Origin of the sequence: Amycolatopsis viridis, assembly GCF_011758765.1 — a bacterium.
Taxonomy (GTDB): Bacteria; Actinomycetota; Actinomycetes; order Mycobacteriales; family Pseudonocardiaceae; genus Amycolatopsis_E; species Amycolatopsis_E viridis.
Map to the genome: position 1 here is coordinate 5,261,261 of NZ_JAANOU010000001.1, position 18,116 is coordinate 5,279,376.

The window sequence follows — 18,116 nt, forward strand, 5'->3', positions numbered from 1 at the left end:
GTCACCGGCGATCGGCTTGGCCGGCACAGGGCCGGCAGGAACACCATGTCGCTGGCAAGCCAGCAGCGCTCCGGGGCACGAATTACCCCGCAGCGCGTTCGTCCGACTCTAACAGCCGGGCGTTGCAGGCCTGTGAGGTAGGCCGTGTTATGCGGTAGCGCGGCCGGCGCTCCGGCCATCCGGAGCAGCACGGCTTCCGCCGGACGCGGGCGGTGGAAGCACGGCGCGAGCCGGTTCCGGCCGGGAACACCGCCCCGGCGGCTACCGGTCGCCGCGCGGGAACCCGGGCGACGGCTGATAGGGCTGGTAGCCCCCGCCGCCGGGTGGCTGCGGCCCGCGCCGGTTCGGGTCGACCGTGGGCCATTGGGGCGGGGCGGCGAACGGCGGCTGGTAACCCTGCGGCGCCGGAACGCCGTACCGCGGAGTGGTCACGTCGTACCGGGGTGCGCGGCGGCCCTGGAGCGCAGCCAGGACCGCCGCCACGATGCTCGCCACCGCAGCGCCCCCGACGAGCCAGAACCCGAGCCCGAAGCTGTCCGCCGTCCCGAAATCACTGATCCCGGCGGCCGCGCCCGTCGGCCGGAAGCTCTCGTGCAGGCTGACCCCCTGCAGGGCGATCCCCAGGGCCGTGGCCACCAGGAACGCCGATCCCACCGCCGTCAGCAGCGCCGCAGCGAACTTCCGGCCCGGCGGCGACACCCGCCCGGCCGCGGCCAGCCCCACCACGGCGGCGACGAGCAGCAGCAGGCCGGCCACGGCCAGCGGGTAGCCGTTGCGCACCGGACTGCCGACCGTGCCGGCCGGGGCTCCGGGGCGGACCGCCTCCGCCGACAACCCCCAGCCGGTCGCCGCGATCGTCAACTGGGTCTCGCCCTGGAACAGCAGTGAGCCCTGGAACAGCGGCAGGAACGAACCCGTCACGGCCGCGGCGGCGCACAGCAGCGCCAGCACCGCCCCGGCGACCCGGCTGCCCTGCCGGCCGCTCGGCGCCGGTGGACGAACCGCGGGTGGCCCCGGAACCGACATCATCCGATGGTGACACCCGGCCCGGCCAAAAGGAACGGCCCGCCGGTCACGAAGACCGGCGGGCCGTGCCCGTAGAACAGGTCAGAGCTCGGTGGCCGAGCCGCCGGCCGCCTCGAGCTTCTCCTTCGCGGACGAGGAGAACTTGTCGGCGCTGACGTTCAGCTTCACGCCGTTCAGGTCACCGTTGCCGAGGACCTTCACGAGCTCGTTCTTGCGGACCAGTCCGCGCGCGACCAGCTGCTCCTTGGTGACGTCGCCGCCGTCCGGGAAGGCCCGGGCGATGTCACCGACGTTCACCGGCTGGTACTCGGTGCGGAAGCGGTTCTTGAACCCACGCAGCTTCGGCAGCCGCATGTGGATGGGCATCTGCCCACCCTCGAAACCGGCGGGCACGTTCTTCCGGGCCTTGGTGCCCTTCGTACCGCGACCGGCGGTCTTGCCCTTCGAACCCTCACCACGACCGACGCGGATCTTGTCCCGCTTCGCGCCCGGGGCCGGGCGCAGGTGGTGGATCTTGATGGCCGTCATGCCTGGACCTCCTCAACAGTCACGAGGTGGCGGACGGTGTGGATCAGACCGCGGACCTCCGGGGTGTCCTCGCGCACCACGGACTGCCGGATCTTGCGCAGCCCGAGGGTCCGCAGGGACTCCCGGTGGTTGTGCTTGGTGCCGATCTTGCTCTTGACCTGGGTCACCTTGAGCTGAGCCATGTCAGACCCCCTGTCCCGCGCGCTGACGCAGCATCCGGGCCGGAGCGACGTCCTCGAGCGGCAGACCGCGACGAGCCGCCACCTCCTCCGGGCGCTGGAGACCCTTCAGGGCCGCCACCGTCGCGTGCACGATGTTGATCGCGTTGTCGGAGCCGAGCGACTTCGACAGCACGTCGTGCACGCCCGCGCACTCCAGCACCGCACGCACCGGGCCACCGGCGATGACACCGGTACCGGCGCTGGCGGGGCGGAGCAGGACCACACCAGCGGCCTCCTCACCCTGGATCGGGTGCGGGATGGTGCCGGCGATCCGGGGCACGCGGAAGAAGTTCTTCTTCGCTTCCTCGACGCCCTTGGCGATGGCCGCGGGAACTTCCTTGGCCTTGCCGTAGCCGACACCGACCTGACCGTCGCCGTCACCCACGACCACGAGGGCGGTGAAGCTGAAGCGACGACCACCCTTCACGACCTTGGCGACGCGGTTGATCGCGACGACGCGCTCGAGGTGCGGGGTCTTCTCCTGGCCGGCCCCGCCACGGCCACCGTCGCGACGGTCGCGGCGGTCACGACGGTCGCGGTCGTTGCCGCCCGGACCGCCCTGCCCACCGGACTGCCGTGTACGTCCCGGCATCAGGCTTTCCTTCCATTCGCGAGCATGTGCATGGTTCTCAGAACTCCAACCCCGCCTCGCGAGCGGCGTCGGCCAGCGCGGCGATCCGGCCGTGGTAGCGGTTGCCACCGCGGTCGAACACGACGCTGGAGATGCCCGCACCCTTCGCACGGGCGGCCACGAGCTCGCCGACCTTGGCGGCCTTGGCCTTCTTGTCGCCCTCGAGCGCACGCACGTCGGCCTCGAGGCTCGACGCCGACGCCAGGGTGTGCCCGGCCACGTCGTCGATCACCTGGACCGTGATGTGCCGCGAGGACCGGTGGATGACCAGCCGGGGCCGCACAGCGGTCCCGCCGACCTTCTTGCGAAGCCGGAAGTGACGGCGCGCCTTCGCGACGCGGCGCCGGGTCGAGATGTCCTTGCCGACCGGCTTCCGCTTCTTCGTCGACGGCTGAGCCGTCAATGTGCTCTGCGTTTCGCTCATCACTACTTACCCGTCTTTCCGACCTTGCGACGGATGCGCTCACCCTCGTAGCGCAGCCCCTTGCCCTTGTACGGGTCCGGACGGCGAAGCCGGCGGATCACCGCGGCGATCTGGCCGACCTTCTGCTTGTCGATACCGGACACCGAGAACCGGGTCGGGGTCTCGACCTTGAAGGTGATGCCTTCCGGCGCCTCGATCAGCACGGGGTGGCTGTAGCCGAGGGCGAACTCGAGGTCGCTGCCCTTGGCCTGGACGCGGTAACCGACACCGTGGATCTCGAGCTTCTTCTCGTATCCCTCGGTGACACCCACGACCAGGTTGTTGACCAGCGTGCGGGTCAGCCCGTGCAGGGCACGGCTCTCCCGCTCGTCGTCCGGGCGCTTCACCAGCAGCGCACCGTCCTCACCGCGCTCGACCCTGATCGGCTCGGCGACAGTGTGGGAAAGGGTCCCCTTGGGCCCCTTCACCGAGATGTTCTGGCCGTCGATGGTCACCTCGACCCCGGAAGGGACGGTGATCGGCTGCTTACCGATGCGCGACATGCCTGCTCTCCCTTCCGTTACCAGACGTAGGCGAGGACTTCCCCGCCCACACCGTTGCGCTTGGCCTGCCGGTCGGTCTGAAGGCCGCCCGACGTCGAGATGATCGCGATGCCCAGCCCGCCCAGCACGCTCGGCAGCTCGGTCGACTTGGCGTACACCCGCAGACCCGGCTTGGACACCCGGCGCAGACCGGCGATGCTGCGCTCGCGGTTGCGGCCGTACTTCAGTTCCACGATGAGGTTCTTGTGCTTCTCACCCGGCTCGTCCCGGTAGCCCGAGATGTAACCCTCGCGCTTCAGGATCTCGGCGATGTTCGCCTTGAGCTTCGAGTGGGGCACCACGACCTCGTCGTGGTACGCCGAGTTGGCGTTGCGCAGACGTGTCAGGAAGTCTGCGATGGGGTCGGTCATCGTCATGGTGACCTTCAACCTTTCTCGCCTGGTTCCCCCTGCTCAGAGGGCCTGTGGCGAAGTGGGAGCTTCTGTCGTTCCTACCAGCTGGACTTGGACACACCGGGCAGCTCGCCCGCGTGCGCCATCTCGCGCAGGCAAACCCGGCACAGTCCGAACTTGCGGAACACCGAGTGGGGCCGGCCGCACCTGTTGCAGCGCGTGTAGGCACGCACCTTGAACTTCGGCTTGCGGGCCGCCTTGGCGATCAGAGCCTTCTTGGCCATCAGTTCTCCTTGAACGGGAAGCCGAGCTTGCGGAGCAGCGCGCGGCCCTCGTCGTCGGTGGTAGCGGTGGTGACAACGGTGACGTCCATGCCGCGCGGGCGGTCGATGGAGTCCGGGTCGATCTCGTGGAACATCGACTGCTCGTTGAGACCGAAGGTGTAGTTGCCGTTGCCGTCGAACTGCTTGGCCGACAGCCCGCGGAAGTCACGGATACGCGGCAGCGCGATCGTCAGCAGCCGGTCCAGGAACTCCCACATGCGGTCGCCGCGCAGGGTCACGCGCGCACCGATCGGCTGGCCCTCACGCAGCTTGAACTGCGCGATGGACTTGCGCGCCCGGCGCACCTCGGGCTTCTGACCGGTGATGGCCGCCAGGTCGCGGATCGCACCGTCGATCAGCTTGCTGTCCCGCGCGGCGTCGCCGACACCCATGTTGACGACGACCTTGACCACGCCCGGGATCTGGTGGACGTTCTCGTAGCCGAACTCGCTGCGGAGCTCGCCCTTGATCTCTTCGCGGTACCGCGTCTTCAACCGCGGCACGATCTTCTCTGCGGTCGTCATCAGATGTCCTTACCGGTCCGGCGCGAGATGCGAACCTTCTTGCCGTCCTCGCCGATGCGGTAACCCACGCGGGTCGGCTTGCCGTCGGAGTCCACGACCATCACGTTCGAAACGTGGATCGGGGCCTCCTGGGTCACGATGCCGCCGGACTGCGCGCCGCGCTGGGTCTGCGAGATCCGGGTGTGCTTCTTGATCCGGTTCACGCCCTCGACCAGCACCCGCTGACGCTCCGGGTAGGCCTTGATGACCTTGCCCTTGGCGCCCTTGTCCTTGCCGGCGATGACGACGACCGTGTCGCCCTTCTTCACCTTCATCAGAGCACCTCCGGCGCCAGCGAGATGATCTTCATGAACTTGCGGTCACGCAGCTCGCGGCCGACCGGGCCGAAGATGCGGGTGCCACGCGGCTCGTTGTCGTTCTTGATGAGCACCGCGGCGTTCTCGTCGAACTTGATGTAGGAGCCGTCCGGGCGACGCCGCTCCTTCGTCGTGCGGACGACGACGGCCTTGACCACGTCACCCTTCTTCACCCCGGCAGCCGGGATGGCGTCCTTGACGGTGGCGACGATGATGTCGCCGATACCCGCGTAGCGCCGTCCCGAGCCACCGAGCACGCGGATGCAGAGGATCTCCTTGGCACCCGTGTTGTCGGCGACTCGCAGCCGCGACTCCTGCTGGATCACGTCAACTCCTGTATGTCGCGCCGGTTCTCAGCTGACTGAGCCTGGCGGAACGGAGGAGGCCCGAAATGGGCCTCCGATTACTTGGCCTTCTCCACGATCCGCACGAGCCGCCACCGCTTGGTGGCCGAGGTCGGGCGGGTCTCCATGAGGATCACGCGGTCACCGATGCCGGCGGTGTTCTCCTCGTCGTGCGCCTTCACCTTGCTGGTGGTGCGCAGGACCTTGCCGTACCGGCGGTGCTTCTTGCGGTCCTCGAGCTCGACCACGATCGTCTTGTCCATCTTGTCCGAGACGACGTAGCCCTCACGGACCTTGCGGTAGTTGCGATCGGTCGCGGAAAACACAGCGCTCTGGTCCGTGCCCGCGAGCTCTGGGGTCTGCTCACTCATCAGGCAGCACCTTCTTCATTCTCGGCGTCGGGGGAAACGGACAGACCGAGCTCGCGCTCCCGCATGACCGTGTAGATCCGAGCGATGTCGGCACGGACGGTGCGGAGGCGGCGGTTGTTGTCCAGCTGCCCGGTAGCCATCTGGAAGCGGAGGTTGAACAGCTCCTCCTTGGCCTCCTTCAGGCGCAGCACGAGCTCCTCGTTGGTGAGCTCACGCAGCTCTGCGGCGGCGACACCAGCCTGCGCCATCAGAACTCACCACCTTCACGGGTCACGATGCGGCACTTCATGGGCAGCTTGTGGATCGCGCGGCGCAGCGCCTCCCGAGCCTGGGCCTCGTTCGGGAAGCTCAGCTCGAACATGACGCGGCCCGGCTTGACGTTCGCAACCCACCACTCGGGCGAGCCCTTACCGGAACCCATGCGGGTTTCGGCCGGCTTCTTGGTGAGCGGGCGGTCCGGGAAGATGTTGATCCACACCTTGCCGCCACGCTTGATGTGCCGGGTGATGGCGATACGAGCGGACTCGATCTGCCGGTTGGTCACGTAGTGGTGCTCAAGCGCCTGGATGCCGTACTCACCGAAAGTGACCTTCGTGCCGCCCTTGGCGGCACCGGCGCGCTTCGGCGAGTGCTGCTTGCGGTGCTTGACCTTGCGTGGGACGAGCACGCCTCAGCCCTCCGTCTTCTCGGCCGCGTCCGGCGAGCCCTGCGCGGGCGCCTCGCTGGTCGCGACATCCGTGTCGGCCTTCGCGGCGGCAGCGGCGCGGCCGGCTTCGGTCGAGGTCGGCGTCGTGCCCTGGGCGCCGGACCGGCGCGGGCGCGACGGACGCTCCCGGCGCGGACGCTCGTTGGCGGCCGCGGCGTCCCGCTCGGCCTTGGCCTTGAGGCCGCCGACCAGGTCGCCCTTGTAGATCCACACCTTCACGCCGATGCGGCCGAAGGTGGTGCGGGCCTCGAAGAAGCCGTAGTCGATGTCCGCGCGCAGCGTGTGCAGCGGGACCCGGCCGTCGCGGTAGTGCTCCGACCGCGACATCTCAGCACCGCCGAGACGGCCGCTGCACTGCACGCGGATGCCCTTGACCTGCGACGAACGCATGGTCGTCTGGATCGCCTTGCGCATCGCGCGGCGGAACGCCACGCGGTTGGACAGCTGCTCGGCAACACCCTGCGCGACGAGCTGGGCGTCGGCCTCGGGGTTCTTCACCTCGAGGATGTTCAGCTGCACCTGCTTGCCGGTCAGCTTCTCCAGCGAGCCGCGGATCCGGTCGGCCTCCGCGCCGCGGCGGCCGATCACGATGCCCGGGCGCGCGGTGTGGATGTCGACGCGCACGCGGTCACGGGTGCGCTCGATCTCGACCTTGGAGATGCCGGCGCGCTCCATGCCGGTGGAGAGCAGCTTGCGGATCTTGACGTCCTCGGCCACGTACTCCGCGTACTGCTTGTCGGCGTACCAGCGCGACTTCCAGTCCGTGGTGATTCCCAGCCGGAAGCCGTGCGGGTTGATCTTCTGGCCCACTAGCGGCCACCTGCCTTCTTCTTACCGCTCTTCTTGGCCTCGGGACGCGACTCCACCTCGACCGTGATGTGGCTGGTCCGCTTGCGGATCCGGTACGCACGGCCCTGGGCGCGCGGCTGGATGCGCTTGAGGGTCGGGCCCTCGTCGGCGTACGCGTTCTTCACGAACAGCGTGTCCGGGTCCAGGTTGAGGTTGTTCTCGGCGTTGGCCACGGCGCTGGCGAGCACCTTCGCCACCGGCTGGCTCGCCGCGTACGGCGAGAACCGGAGCACGGCGAGGGCTTCGGCGGCGCTAAGACCCTTGATGAGCTCGATCACCCGGCGCACCTTCGTCGGCGAGTCCCGGACGAAGCGAGCCCGCGCCACGGCCACCTGGGCCGGAGCGGTTTCTGGGGCTGTCATCGCTTGCTTTCCCTAACTCTCGTGTGCCCGCTCAGCGGCGGCGCGACTTCCGGTCATCCTTGACGTGACCCTTGAAGGTCCGCGTCGGAGCGAACTCACCCAGCTTGTGGCCGACCATGGCCTCGCTGACGAACACCGGCACGTGCTTGCGGCCGTCGTGCACCGCGATGGTGTGACCCAGCATGTCCGGGATGATCGTGGACCGGCGGGACCAGGTCTTGATCACCGTCTTCTTGCCCGACTCGTTGAGCGCGTCCACCTTCTTGAGCAGGTGGTCGTCCACGAACGGGCCCTTCTTCAGGCTACGCGGCATGTTGTCTTACCTCCCTGCTCAGCGCTTCTTGCCGGTACGCCGGCGGCGGACGATCAGTGCGTCGGACGGCTTGCGACGGCGGGTGCGGCCCTCCGGCTTGCCGTTCGGGTTGACCGGGTGGCGACCACCCGAGGTCTTGCCCTCACCACCACCGTGCGGGTGGTCGACCGGGTTCATGACGACACCACGGACGGTCGGGCGCTTGCCACGCCAGCGGTTGCGGCCCGCCTTGCCCCAGTTGATGTTCTGGTGCTCGGAGTTGCCGACCTCGCCGACGGTGGCGCGGTTGCGCACGTCCACGTTGCGGATTTCGCCCGAGGGCATCCGCAGCTGGGCGTACGGGCCGTCCTTGGCCACCAGCTGCACGCGGGCGCCGGCGGAGCGGGCGATCTTCGCGCCGCCGCCGGGGCGGAGCTCGATCGCGTGCACCACGGTGCCGACCGGGATGTTGCGCAGCGGCAGGTTGTTGCCCGGCTTGATGTCGGCGCGCGGGCCGGCCTCGACCTTGTCGCCCTGCTTCAGCTTGTCCGGCGCGATGATGTAGCGCTTCTCGCCGTCGGCGTAGTGCAGCAGCGCGATGCGGGCGGACCGGTTGGGGTCGTACTCGATGTGCGCGACCTTGGCCGGGATGCCGTCCTTGTCGTTGCGCCGGAAGTCGATGACCCGGTAGGCCCGCTTGTGGCCGCCACCCTTGTGCCGGGTGGTGATCTTGCCCGAGGAGTTGCGGCCACCGCTCTTGCTCAGCGGGCGAAGCAGCGACTTCTCCGGCTCCGACCGGGTGATCTCGGCGAAGTCCGACACGCTCGAGCCACGGCGGCCCGGGGTGGTCGGCTTGTACTTACGAATACCCATGACAGCTTCCGTCCCTTACGCGGCGGGTCCGCCGAAGATCTCGATCGGCTTGCTCTCGGCGGACAGCGTCACGACGGCGCGCTTGACGGCCTTGCGCTTGCCGAAGCCGTAGCGGGTCCGCTTGCGCTTGCCCTGCCGGTTCAGCGTGTTCACGCTGACCACCTTGACGCCGAAGATCTGCTCGACGGCGATCTTGATCTGCGTCTTGTTGGCGTCCGGCCGGACCTCGAACGTGTACTTGTGGTCCTCGAGGAGCCCGTAGGACTTCTCGGAGATCACCGGCGCGAGCACGATGTCACGAGGGTCCGGGATGGCAACGCTGCTCACTGCGCTTCACTCCCTTCAGCTGTGTCATCGGTGGCCCGCACAGTGTTGGAGCCTCCGGCGCCGGCGGGCGCAGAAGCCTTGGCCGCCTTGCCCTTGACCGGGCCGGCGATGAAGGCGTCGTACGCGGCCTTGGTGAACACCACGTCGTCGTTGACCAGCACGTCGTAAGTGTTGAGCTGGTCGGGGTTGATCAGGTGCACGTTCGGCAGGTTGCGGGCGGACAGCCAGCCCTGCTCGTCCTCGCGGTGCAGCACGACCAGCAGGCGCTTGGCCTGGGTCACGGCGGCGAGGGCCTTCTTCGCCTCCTTGGTGTTGGGCTTCTCACCCGACACCAGCTCGGTGATGACGTGCACCTGGCCGGCGCGCGCCCGGTCGGAGAGGGCACCGCGGAGGGCGGCGGCCTTCATCTTCTTCGGGGTGCGCTGCGTGTAGTCGCGCGGCGTGGGGCCGTGGACGGTGCCACCGCCGGCGAACTGCGGGGCGCGGGTCGAACCCTGGCGGGCGCGGCCGGTGCCCTTCTGGCGGTACGGCTTCTTGCCGCCACCGGAGACCTCGCCGCGGGTCTTCGTGTCGTGCGTGCCCTGGCGCGCGGCGGCCAGCTGGCCCACCACGACCTGGTGCATCAACGGCACGTTGGCCTGGACGTCGAAGATCTCCGCGGGGAGCTCGACGGTGCCCTCGGCACTACCGGCCGGGGTCTTCAACTCGACGCTGGTCATGCGGTCGCACCACCCTTCGCGGCGGTCTTGACGAAGACGAGGCCGCCCTTGGGACCGGGGACGGCGCCCTTGATCAGCAGCAGGCCCTCTTCGGCGCGCACGTCGTGGATCGTCAGGCCCTGGGTCGTGACCTTGGCGCCACCCATGCGGCCGGCCATCCGCAGGCCCTTGAACACACGGCCCGGGGTGGCGCAGCCACCGATCGAACCGGGGGCGCGGTGCTTGGCCTGGTTACCGTGGCTGGCGCCCTGGCCCTTGAAGCCGTGGCGCTTCATGACACCGGCGTAGCCCTTGCCCTTGCTGGTGCCCGTGACGTCGACGCGGGAGCCCGCGGGGAACACCTCGGCGGTGATCTCCTGGCCCACCTCGTAGCTGTCGACGTCGGTCGTGCGCAGCTCGGCGAGGTACCGCCGCGGGGTCACGCCCGCCTTCTGGAAGTGGCCGGTCTCCGGCTTGTTGACCTTGCGCGGGTCCACGGCGCCGAACGCCAGCTGCACGGCCTGGTAGCCGTCGTTGTCCTGGGTACGGATCTGGGTCACCACGTTCGGCCCGGCCTGGACGACGGTCACCGGGACGATCCGGTTGTCCTCGCCGAAGACCTGGGTCATGCCGAGCTTGGTGCCCAGGATGCCCTTTACTTGCCTGTCAGACATGAGTCTCTTATCTCCGCCGCTCGCCCAACGCTTACTGGATGTTGACGTCGACGCTCGCCGGGAGGTCGATGCGCATGAGCGCGTCGACCGTCTTCGGCGTCGGGTCGAGGATGTCGATCAGCCGCTTGTGCGTGCGCATCTCGAAGTGCTCGCGCGAGTCCTTGTACTTGTGCGGCGAGCGGATGACGCAGTAAACGTTCTTCTCGGTGGGCAGCGGCACAGGTCCGACGACCGAGGCGCCGGTGCGCGTCACCGTCTCGACGATCTTGCGCGCGCTGGCATCGATCGCCTCGTGGTCGTAGGCCTTGAGCCTGATGCGGATCTTCTGTCCCGCCATGTTCGCAGCTCGTTCCTTCGTCTTGTGCCGCTATCTCTACCCGCGCTTTCGCGCCGGTTTCCGCACGTCAACGCCCTCGCGTCCGATCCACGCGGTCGGGCGTGTCGCGCCCGCTGCGCAGACTGATCCCGCAGGAGGATCGTCGTCGTGCCGGTTGGTCTTCACCGCGAGACGGCCGTGCCGGCCATCTGACGCGCCCGCGGTCTCCCCTGGGAAACCCACGGACCAAGGCCACTCGCGCCGGGGCGGCCGATTTCTCTGCAGATATCGGCCGCCCCGCAACGAGCAACTCAACTAGTGTCGCACACGTGCTTTCGCAACCCGGCCCCGGGGTGCTATAGCGCCCCGGGGCCGGTACGAAATCACTTGATGATCTTGGTGACCTGGCCCGCGCCGACGGTCCGGCCACCCTCGCGGATGGCGAACCGCAGACCCTCGTCCATGGCGACCGGCTGGATGAGCGACACCTTGATCTCGGTGTTGTCACCCGGCATGACCATCTCGGTGCCCTCGGGGAGGGTCACGACGCCGGTCACGTCGGTCGTCCGGAAGTAGAACTGCGGGCGGTAGTTGTTGAAGAACGGCGTGTGACGGCCACCCTCGTCCTTGGACAGGATGTAGACCGAGCCCTCGAACTCCGTGTGCGGAGTCGTGGTGCCGGGCTTCACGACGACCTGGCCGCGCTCGACGTCCTCGCGCTTGATACCACGCAGGAGCAGACCGACGTTGTCACCGGCCTGGCCCGAGTCGAGCAGCTTGCGGAACATCTCGACACCGGTGACAGTCGTCTTCTGCGACTTCTCCTTGATGCCGACGATCTCGACCTCTTCGTTGACGTTGATCTGGCCGCGCTCCACGCGACCGGTCACGACGGTGCCGCGGCCGGTGATGGTGAAGACGTCCTCGATCGGCATCAGGAACGGCTTGTCGAGGTCACGCACCGGGTCCGGCACGTTGTCGTCGACGGCCTGCATGAGCTCCAGGACCGACTCCGACCACTTCGGGTCACCCTCGAGGGCCTTGAGGCCGGAGACCTTGACCACGGGGGCGTCGTCGCCGGGGAACTCCTGCGAGGACAGCAGCTCGCGGACCTCCAGCTCGACGAGCTCGAGGATCTCCTCGTCGTCGACCATGTCGGCCTTGTTGAGCGCCACGACGATGTAGGGCACACCGACCTGGCGGGCGAGCAGCACGTGCTCACGCGTCTGCGGCATCGGGCCGTCGGTCGCGGCGACCACCAGGATCGCGCCGTCCATCTGGGCGGCACCGGTGATCATGTTCTTGATGTAGTCCGCGTGACCGGGGGCGTCCACGTGGGCGTAGTGGCGCTTCTCGGTCTGGTACTCGACGTGCGAGATGTTGATCGTGATACCGCGCTGCTTCTCTTCCGGCGCGTTGTCGATCTGGTCGAACGCCCGGGACTCGTTGAGCTCCGGGTACTTGTCGTGCAGAACCTTGGTGATCGCCGCGGTCAGCGTGGTCTTGCCGTGGTCGACGTGACCGATGGTCCCGATGTTGACGTGCGGCTTGCTCCGCTCGAACTTCGCCTTCGCCACTGGAATGTCCTCCTGGACTCTTGCTTTGCTTCACCGCCGGCGTGGCAGCCGAACGGCGATCGATCTGGTCGGTTGTGCGGACCCTAGGGGAGGCCCCTGTGCGCGCCCGCGTTGGGTGCTGTGGGGTTTACTCCCCCGTCGCCTTCGCGATGATCTCCTTCGCGACGTTCGAGGGAACCTCGGCGTAGGAGTCGAACGTCATCGAGTAGTTCGCCCGACCCTGGGTACGAGACCGCAGGTCGCCGACGTACCCGAACATCTCGGACAGCGGAACCAGTGCCTTCACGACTCGGGTGCCTGCCCGCTCGTCCATGGCCTGGATCTGGCCACGGCGAGAGTTGAGGTCGCCGATGACGTCACCCATGTAGTCCTCGGGGGTGGTCACCTCGACGGCCATGACCGGCTCCAGCAGAACCGGGCTGGCCTGGCGCGCGGCCTCCTTGAGCGCCATCGAACCGGCGATCTTGAAGGCCATTTCCGACGAGTCGACCTCGTGGTAAGCGCCGTCCAACAGGGTCACCTTCAGCCCGACCAGCGGGTAACCGGCGAGGACACCGTACTGCATGGCGTCCTGGGCACCGGCGTCCACCGACGGGATGTACTCGCGCGGCACGCGGCCACCGGTGACCTTGTTGTCGAACTCGTAGAGGGCGCCGTCACCGGTGGACAGCGGCTCCAGCTTGATGATCACGCGCGCGAACTGGCCGGAACCACCGGTCTGCTTCTTGTGCGTGTACTCGTACTTCTCGACCGTGCGGCGGATCGTCTCGCGGTAGGCGACCTGCGGCTTACCGATGTTCGCCTCGACCTTGTAGTCGGACTTCATTCGGTTGACCAGCACCTCGAGGTGCAGCTCGCCCATGCCCGCGATGATCGTCTGGCCGGTCTCCTCGTCCAGCTGGACCTGGAAGGTGGGGTCCTCCTCGGCCAGCTTCTGGATCGCGGTCGACAGCTTCTCCTGGTCGGCCTTCGTCTTGGGCTCGATGGCCACCTTGATGACCGGCTCGGGGAAGGTCATCGACTCGAGAACGATCGGGTTCTGCGGGTCGCACAGGGTGTCACCGGTCGTGGTGTCCTTCAGGCCGATGACCGCGTAGATGTGGCCGGCCTGGGCCTCGTCGACCGGGTTCTCCTTGTTGGAGTGCATCTGGAAGAGCTTCCCGATGCGCTCCTTGCGCTCCTTGGTCGAGTTGATGACCTGCGCGCCGGCGGCGACCTTGCCCGAGTACACCCGGACGTAGGTCAGCTTGCCGAAGAACGGGTGCGCAGCGATCTTGAACGCCAGGGCCGCGAACGGCTCGTCGACGGAGGGCTTCCGCGAGGCCGGGGTCTCACCGTCGGTGAGGGTGCCCTCGACGGCCGGGACGTCCAGCGGCGACGGCAGGTAGTCGATCACCGCGTCGAGCATGGGCTGCACGCCCTTGTTCTTGAACGCGGAACCGCACAGCACCGGGTACGCCTCGCGGGCGACCGTCAGCTTCCGGATACCGGCCTTGATGTCGTCCTCGGACAGCTCCTCGCCGCCGAAGTACTTCTCCATCAGGGCGTCGTCGGTCTCCGCGACGGCCTCGATCAGCTTGTCGCGGTACTCGGCGGCCTTGTCGGCGAGGTCGGCCGGGATGTCCTCGACCTCGTAGTCCTCGCCCTTCTTGACCTCGCCCCGCCAGGTCAGCGCCTTCATGCGGACCAGGTCGATGACGCCCTGGAAGTCGCTCTCGGCACCGATCGGCAGCTGGATGACCAGCGGGCGCGCACCGAGGCGCTCCTCGATGGTGCGCACGGTGAAGTAGAAGTCCGCGCCCAGCTTGTCCATCTTGTTGACGAAGCAGATGCGCGGGACCTCGTACTTGTCGGCCTGGCGCCAGACCTGCTCGGACTGGGGCTCGACGCCCTCCTTGCCGTCGAAGACGGCGACCGCACCGTCGAGCACCCGCAGCGAACGCTCCACCTCGACGGTGAAGTCGACGTGGCCGGGGGTGTCGATGATGTTGATCTGGTGGTCGGCCCAGAAGGTGGTGGTAGCAGCCGAGGTGATGGTGATACCCCGCTTCTGCTCCTCCTCCATCCAGTCCATCGTCGCGGCGCCGTCGTGCACCTCGCCGATCTTGTAGTTGATCCCGGTGTAGAACAGGATCCGCTCGGTGGTGGTGGTCTTACCGGCGTCGATGTGAGCCATGATGCCGATGTTGCGGACCTTGTTCAGGTCGGTCAGCACGTCGCGTGCCACTGCACTGTTCCCCTGTCTCGAAGCTTGGGGCCCGGCCTGGCTTGTCTCGGCAGCCGGGCTACGTTCACCACCGGTAGTGGGCGAACGCCTTGTTGGACTCGGCCATCTTGTGGGTGTCCTCGCGGCGCTTCACGCTGGCCCCGAGGCCGTTGCTCGCGTCGAGCAGCTCGTTCTGCAGACGCTCGATCATGGTCTTCTCGCGGCGGGCCCGGGAGAAGCTGACGATCCAGCGCAGCGCAAGGGTGGTCGAGCGGCCGGGCTTGACCTCGATCGGCACCTGGTAGGTGGCACCACCGACGCGGCGGCTCTTCACCTCGATGCTCGGCTTCACGTTGTCCAGCGCACGCTTGAGCGTGACGACGGGGTCCGTGCCGGTCTTCTCCCGGGCACCTTCCAGCGCGCCGTACACGATGCGCTCGGCCAGCGATCGCTTGCCGTCGGTCAACACCTTGTTGATCAGCTGGGTGACCAGCGGGGAACCGTAGACCGGGTCGGAGATCAGCGGCCGCTTCGGGGCCGGACCCTTGCGGGGCATTAGCTCTTCTCCTTCTTCGCGCCGTACCGGCTGCGCGCCTGCTTGCGGTTCTTCACACCCTGGGTGTCGAGCGAACCGCGGATGATCTTGTAGCGAACGCCGGGCAGGTCCTTCACACGACCACCACGCACGAGCACCATCGAGTGCTCCTGCAGGTTGTGGCCCTCGCCCGGGATGTAGGCGGTGACCTCGATGCCGCTGGTCAGCTTCACACGCGCGACCTTGCGCAGCGCCGAGTTCGGCTTCTTGGGCGTCGTGGTGTACACGCGAGTGCACACGCCACGCCGCTGCGGACTCCCCTTGAGGGCCGCGGTCTTCTGCTTGGCAGCCTTGTCCTGGCGGCCCTTGCGGACCAGCTGCTGGATCGTGGGCAATGGACCAGCCTTCTGTCGCGTCTTGCTTGTTCCGTCTTTGTTTCTCCCCGGCCCCCGAGGTCGGGCGTGTCGGCCCGCGTCTGGGCCTTCCGGCCGTTAACGTTCCCTCGGATTTTCCGCGGAGCTCCGCTTCGCCGCGGCCGTCGCCACGATGCCGGAGCATCCCCGCTTGGCCGAAAAGCACGCAGAGCGGCCCGACACATGCCGGGCACAGTCGTCAAAGATACCCGCCCGTGTACAAGGGGACGACCCGGGGGTCGCTTCCGGCACGAGGAGGGCGCAGATGGCGCTGTCCCAGCTTATCCGATCGAACCCGCCCGCGGGGCTCGCCGGAGATCATGTTCCACCGCGCACCTGCGTGGAGGTCAACGCACGACGAGCCGCCACCATTCCCCCGACCAGGGGTCCAGCAGGGATTTTCGGAGAATTCGCCCACCCGGTCGGCGCCTGCCGCCATGCTGGAGCCACGCGACCCCGGAGTCGCGCGACATCGTGGGGAGGTTCGTCGTGTCACCCGAGTTCGATCGGCTCGTGGCCCAGTTCGAGCAGTTCCGGTCCCGGTTGCGGCAAGCCGACGAGCGGTTCGCCGCCGTCGGCCGGATGAGTCAGGAACTGGCCGGGCTGGAGGTGGTCGCCACCTCACCCGACCGCGCGGTCACGGTGGTCGCCGGCCCGTCCGGCGCGATCAAGGACATCCGGCTCACCGAGCAGGCGATGCGCCGCCCGGCGCAGGCGCTGTCCACCGCGCTGATGGCCACCCTGCGGCAGGCCGTCGCGGAGGCCGCGCGGCGACAGGCCGGGATCGTGGAGAGCGCGGTCGGCGGCGAGATGAACCTCACCGACCAGGTGCTCGAGACCCAGGCCCAGCTGTTCGGGACCACCGTCGAGGAGCTGCGCGCCACGATCGGGCAGGGCACCCCCGCACCCGCCTCCCCGGCTCCGCAGGCGGAGGCTGCGCCTGCGGATCCGGCTCCGGCGCGCCGTCCCGGCCAGGAGGAAGGCGAAGACCTCTCACAGGAGGACTTCTTCGACGACAAGCCGTCACCCGCTCCCCCGCCCCCGCCCGAGGACCACCAGGACGACGACTTCCTCGGCCTCGACGAGGAGGACCGGTGAGCGCGGGCAGCTACTCGGTCGATCCCGCCGCGCTGACCAGGTACTCCGGCGAACTCGACGCCAACCGGGCCGCGGTCGCGCAGGTCACCGGCAAGGTCGGCCAGGCCGATGTGGGCGACAAGTCGTGGGGCCTGGTCGGGTTGTTCGTCAAGCACCAGTACACCGAGCTGCTGACCGATCTGAAGGACCTGCTCAAGGACATGGAGAACGGTCTCGGCTCCGCCTCGGCCAAGATCGCGGACGCCGCCCGGGCGTACCGGGAGGCGGACGACACCCACCGGCGTGCCCTGGCCGAGATCGCCGAGCAACTGGACGACGTCATCGTGCGTGATCTGAATGGCTGAGGGGGAAGTCGTGGCGGACCCGCTGGGCGCCATCGAGATCGAGCCCGAAAAGACCTACGGCGAGAAGTTCGCCGAGGCGCTGCCGGTCGCCGGCGCCGCGATCAAGACGTTCGACAGCGCCGCGAAGACGTTCGAGGACGGCAACTTCCAGTTCGCCGAAATCCGCAACGTGGCCGCGGAGGGCGGCAACTTCATCCAGTCCTGCATGGACGTCAAGGAGATCGCCACCGACCCGATCGGGTGGCTCGTCGGTGAGGGCCTGGACTTCCTGGTGTCGGTGTGCGGACCGCTGCAGGACGCGATCCACTTCGTGAGCGGCGACGGCGAAGAGCTGTCCCGGGCCGCGGACAACTTCAACTCGATCGCCGAGGGACTCGAGCAATTCGGTTCGCTGTTCGCCGACCAGGCGGAGACCGCGTTGTCCGGCTGGGAAGGCCAGGCGGCGAACACGGCCGCGGACAAGCTGGGGCAGTTCGCGGGCGGCGTCGGCGGGGTAGCCGCGCAGGCCGGGAACATCGCCCAGCTGCTGCAGATCTCGAGCATGGTGATGACCGTCGTCGAGGAGTTCGTGAAGGGCCTGCTCACCGAGCTCATCACGTGGCTGGTGATGATCTGGATTCCCGCGCTGGCCTCGGCGATCGTCACCTGCGGCGCATCCACCGCGGCCGCGGGTGCCGCGACCACCGTCCGGGTCACCCAGGCCGGCGGCCGCGCGACCCGGCAGATCGGCAAGCTCCAGCAGATCCTCGACCGGATCAGGGAGATCCTCGCCGACCTGAAGACCTTCGTCACCGACGTGCGTGGAGTAGCCGGGAGGGCGCTGGACGCGAGGCGCGTGGAGACCGCCGCGCGAGGCGTGGTCGGTGAGCGTCTGCACGACGGGTTCGGCAGGTCCGTGCTGCGCAAGGTGGGCCAGACGTCCGCGGACCAAGTGAAGCTGACCAAGATTCCCGAGCACTTCGACGGTGTGAGCAAGGCCGTCGAGTACGGCGGCGTCGGCGAGAAGTCCACGACCGAGGAGACGAAGCGGGACCTGGACTTCTGACCCCGCCGCGTCCCACCGCCACCAGCCAACTCACCGCCCCCACCGGCAAACACGGTGCCCGCACCGGCAAACACGCCGCCCGGGACGGCAAACACGCCGGCGATCACCGGCACCGGCGT

The 18,116-nt window shown here is 68.2% G+C and carries 29 protein-coding genes; 3 read left to right on the top strand and 26 right to left on the bottom strand.

Going from position 1 to position 18,116, the window contains the following annotated elements; all coding sequences use genetic code 11:
- Positions 1-261: 261 nt before the first annotated feature.
- The 26 genes from FHX46_RS25990 to rpsL form a co-directional block, all read right to left on the bottom strand.
- Complete coding sequence (locus FHX46_RS25990; RefSeq protein ID WP_167120135.1) at positions 262-1,026, bottom strand: hypothetical protein; 765 nt, start codon at positions 1,024-1,026, stop codon at positions 262-264.
- An 81-nt stretch (positions 1,027-1,107) separates the two neighbouring features.
- Positions 1,108-1,554, bottom strand: a complete 447-nt coding sequence (rplO, locus tag FHX46_RS25995; RefSeq protein ID WP_167120138.1) for a 50S ribosomal protein L15 — start codon at positions 1,552-1,554, stop codon at positions 1,108-1,110.
- Positions 1,551-1,736, bottom strand: a complete 186-nt coding sequence (rpmD, locus tag FHX46_RS26000; RefSeq protein WP_017986623.1) for a 50S ribosomal protein L30 — start codon at positions 1,734-1,736, stop codon at positions 1,551-1,553. Before rpmD ends, rplO begins: the two co-directional genes overlap by 4 nt.
- A 1-nt stretch (position 1,737) precedes the next feature.
- Positions 1,738-2,367 (bottom strand): 30S ribosomal protein S5, encoded by a 630-nt coding sequence (gene rpsE / locus FHX46_RS26005; protein ID WP_167100487.1) that lies wholly within the window; start codon positions 2,365-2,367, stop codon positions 1,738-1,740.
- 37 nt (positions 2,368-2,404) lie between these two features.
- A complete protein-coding gene (gene rplR / locus FHX46_RS26010; RefSeq protein ID WP_167120141.1) occupies positions 2,405-2,830 on the bottom strand; it encodes a 50S ribosomal protein L18 in 426 nt (141 codons plus the stop codon).
- 2 nt (positions 2,831-2,832) lie between these two features.
- Entirely contained in the window at positions 2,833-3,372 is a 540-nt protein-coding gene (gene rplF, locus FHX46_RS26015) for a 50S ribosomal protein L6 (RefSeq protein WP_167100493.1), read from the bottom strand.
- Positions 3,373-3,389: 17 nt separating this feature from the next.
- Entirely contained in the window at positions 3,390-3,788 is a 399-nt protein-coding gene (rpsH, locus tag FHX46_RS26020) for a 30S ribosomal protein S8 (RefSeq protein WP_020417564.1), read from the bottom strand.
- A gap of 74 nt (positions 3,789-3,862) precedes the next feature.
- The gene (locus FHX46_RS26025) at positions 3,863-4,048 is read right to left on the bottom strand and encodes a type Z 30S ribosomal protein S14 (RefSeq protein ID WP_091505019.1); all 186 of its coding nucleotides are present in this window, start codon (positions 4,046-4,048) and stop codon (positions 3,863-3,865) included.
- A complete protein-coding gene (rplE, locus tag FHX46_RS26030; RefSeq protein WP_017986617.1) occupies positions 4,048-4,611 on the bottom strand; it encodes a 50S ribosomal protein L5 in 564 nt (187 codons plus the stop codon). The genes FHX46_RS26025 and rplE overlap by 1 nt, the downstream gene beginning before the upstream one ends.
- Positions 4,611-4,925, bottom strand: a complete 315-nt coding sequence (gene rplX / locus FHX46_RS26035; RefSeq protein WP_017986616.1) for a 50S ribosomal protein L24 — start codon at positions 4,923-4,925, stop codon at positions 4,611-4,613. The genes rplE and rplX overlap by 1 nt, the downstream gene beginning before the upstream one ends.
- A complete protein-coding gene (gene rplN / locus FHX46_RS26040) occupies positions 4,925-5,293 on the bottom strand; it encodes a 50S ribosomal protein L14 (protein WP_017986615.1) in 369 nt (122 codons plus the stop codon). Before rplN ends, rplX begins: the two co-directional genes overlap by 1 nt.
- A gap of 77 nt (positions 5,294-5,370) precedes the next feature.
- Positions 5,371-5,682: a 30S ribosomal protein S17 gene (rpsQ, locus tag FHX46_RS26045; protein WP_208400287.1), complete on the bottom strand. Its 312-nt coding sequence runs from the start codon at positions 5,680-5,682 to the stop codon at positions 5,371-5,373.
- Positions 5,682-5,930 carry a 50S ribosomal protein L29 gene (gene rpmC / locus FHX46_RS26050; RefSeq protein ID WP_017986613.1) on the bottom strand — a complete coding sequence of 83 codons (249 nt, stop codon included), beginning with the start codon at positions 5,928-5,930 and terminating at the stop codon, positions 5,682-5,684. The genes rpsQ and rpmC overlap by 1 nt, the downstream gene beginning before the upstream one ends.
- Positions 5,930-6,349, bottom strand: a complete 420-nt coding sequence (gene rplP, locus FHX46_RS26055; RefSeq protein ID WP_017986612.1) for a 50S ribosomal protein L16 — start codon at positions 6,347-6,349, stop codon at positions 5,930-5,932. The genes rpmC and rplP overlap by 1 nt, the downstream gene beginning before the upstream one ends.
- A gap of 3 nt (positions 6,350-6,352) precedes the next feature.
- Positions 6,353-7,198 (bottom strand): 30S ribosomal protein S3, encoded by an 846-nt coding sequence (gene rpsC, locus FHX46_RS26060; protein WP_167100496.1) that lies wholly within the window; start codon positions 7,196-7,198, stop codon positions 6,353-6,355.
- Positions 7,198-7,599 carry a 50S ribosomal protein L22 gene (gene rplV / locus FHX46_RS26065; protein ID WP_026153758.1) on the bottom strand — a complete coding sequence of 134 codons (402 nt, stop codon included), beginning with the start codon at positions 7,597-7,599 and terminating at the stop codon, positions 7,198-7,200. The genes rpsC and rplV overlap by 1 nt, the downstream gene beginning before the upstream one ends.
- A gap of 31 nt (positions 7,600-7,630) precedes the next feature.
- Entirely contained in the window at positions 7,631-7,912 is a 282-nt protein-coding gene (gene rpsS / locus FHX46_RS26070) for a 30S ribosomal protein S19 (protein WP_017986609.1), read from the bottom strand.
- 18 nt (positions 7,913-7,930) lie between these two features.
- Complete coding sequence (rplB, locus tag FHX46_RS26075) at positions 7,931-8,764, bottom strand: 50S ribosomal protein L2 (RefSeq protein WP_167100499.1); 834 nt, start codon at positions 8,762-8,764, stop codon at positions 7,931-7,933.
- Positions 8,765-8,779: 15 nt separating this feature from the next.
- On the bottom strand, positions 8,780-9,091 hold the full coding sequence (rplW, locus tag FHX46_RS26080; RefSeq protein ID WP_167100502.1) for a 50S ribosomal protein L23: 312 nt from the start codon (positions 9,089-9,091) through the stop codon (positions 8,780-8,782).
- On the bottom strand, positions 9,088-9,810 hold the full coding sequence (rplD, locus tag FHX46_RS26085) for a 50S ribosomal protein L4 (RefSeq protein ID WP_167120144.1): 723 nt from the start codon (positions 9,808-9,810) through the stop codon (positions 9,088-9,090). The genes rplW and rplD overlap by 4 nt, the downstream gene beginning before the upstream one ends.
- On the bottom strand, positions 9,807-10,463 hold the full coding sequence (gene rplC / locus FHX46_RS26090) for a 50S ribosomal protein L3 (RefSeq protein WP_167120146.1): 657 nt from the start codon (positions 10,461-10,463) through the stop codon (positions 9,807-9,809). Before rplC ends, rplD begins: the two co-directional genes overlap by 4 nt.
- A 31-nt stretch (positions 10,464-10,494) precedes the next feature.
- The gene (rpsJ, locus tag FHX46_RS26095) at positions 10,495-10,800 is read right to left on the bottom strand and encodes a 30S ribosomal protein S10 (protein WP_003883485.1); all 306 of its coding nucleotides are present in this window, start codon (positions 10,798-10,800) and stop codon (positions 10,495-10,497) included.
- Between the two features lie 362 nt (positions 10,801-11,162).
- Positions 11,163-12,356 carry an elongation factor Tu gene (gene tuf / locus FHX46_RS26100; RefSeq protein ID WP_167100511.1) on the bottom strand — a complete coding sequence of 398 codons (1,194 nt, stop codon included), beginning with the start codon at positions 12,354-12,356 and terminating at the stop codon, positions 11,163-11,165.
- Between the two features lie 127 nt (positions 12,357-12,483).
- Positions 12,484-14,583, bottom strand: a complete 2,100-nt coding sequence (fusA, locus tag FHX46_RS26105; RefSeq protein ID WP_167120149.1) for an elongation factor G — start codon at positions 14,581-14,583, stop codon at positions 12,484-12,486.
- A gap of 64 nt (positions 14,584-14,647) precedes the next feature.
- Positions 14,648-15,118, bottom strand: coding sequence for a 30S ribosomal protein S7 (gene rpsG, locus FHX46_RS26110; protein ID WP_017986602.1), 471 nt, complete (start codon positions 15,116-15,118; stop codon positions 14,648-14,650).
- Positions 15,118-15,492, bottom strand: coding sequence for a 30S ribosomal protein S12 (gene rpsL / locus FHX46_RS26115; RefSeq protein ID WP_003102113.1), 375 nt, complete (start codon positions 15,490-15,492; stop codon positions 15,118-15,120). The genes rpsG and rpsL overlap by 1 nt, the downstream gene beginning before the upstream one ends.
- 507 nt (positions 15,493-15,999) lie before the next feature.
- On the opposite strand from rpsL, the gene FHX46_RS28665 reads away from it, so the two are divergent.
- From FHX46_RS28665 to FHX46_RS26130, 3 genes are read left to right on the top strand one after another with little or no spacing between them, the layout of a single operon-like run.
- Entirely contained in the window at positions 16,000-16,608 is a 609-nt protein-coding gene (locus tag FHX46_RS28665) for a YbaB/EbfC family nucleoid-associated protein (protein ID WP_167120152.1), read from the top strand.
- Positions 16,605-16,952, top strand: coding sequence for a hypothetical protein (locus FHX46_RS26125; RefSeq protein ID WP_313886251.1), 348 nt, complete (start codon positions 16,605-16,607; stop codon positions 16,950-16,952). Before FHX46_RS28665 ends, FHX46_RS26125 begins: the two co-directional genes overlap by 4 nt.
- A complete protein-coding gene (locus tag FHX46_RS26130) occupies positions 16,945-17,997 on the top strand; it encodes a WXG100 family type VII secretion target (RefSeq protein ID WP_167120155.1) in 1,053 nt (350 codons plus the stop codon). Before FHX46_RS26125 ends, FHX46_RS26130 begins: the two co-directional genes overlap by 8 nt.
- Positions 17,998-18,116: the final 119 nt, after the last annotated feature.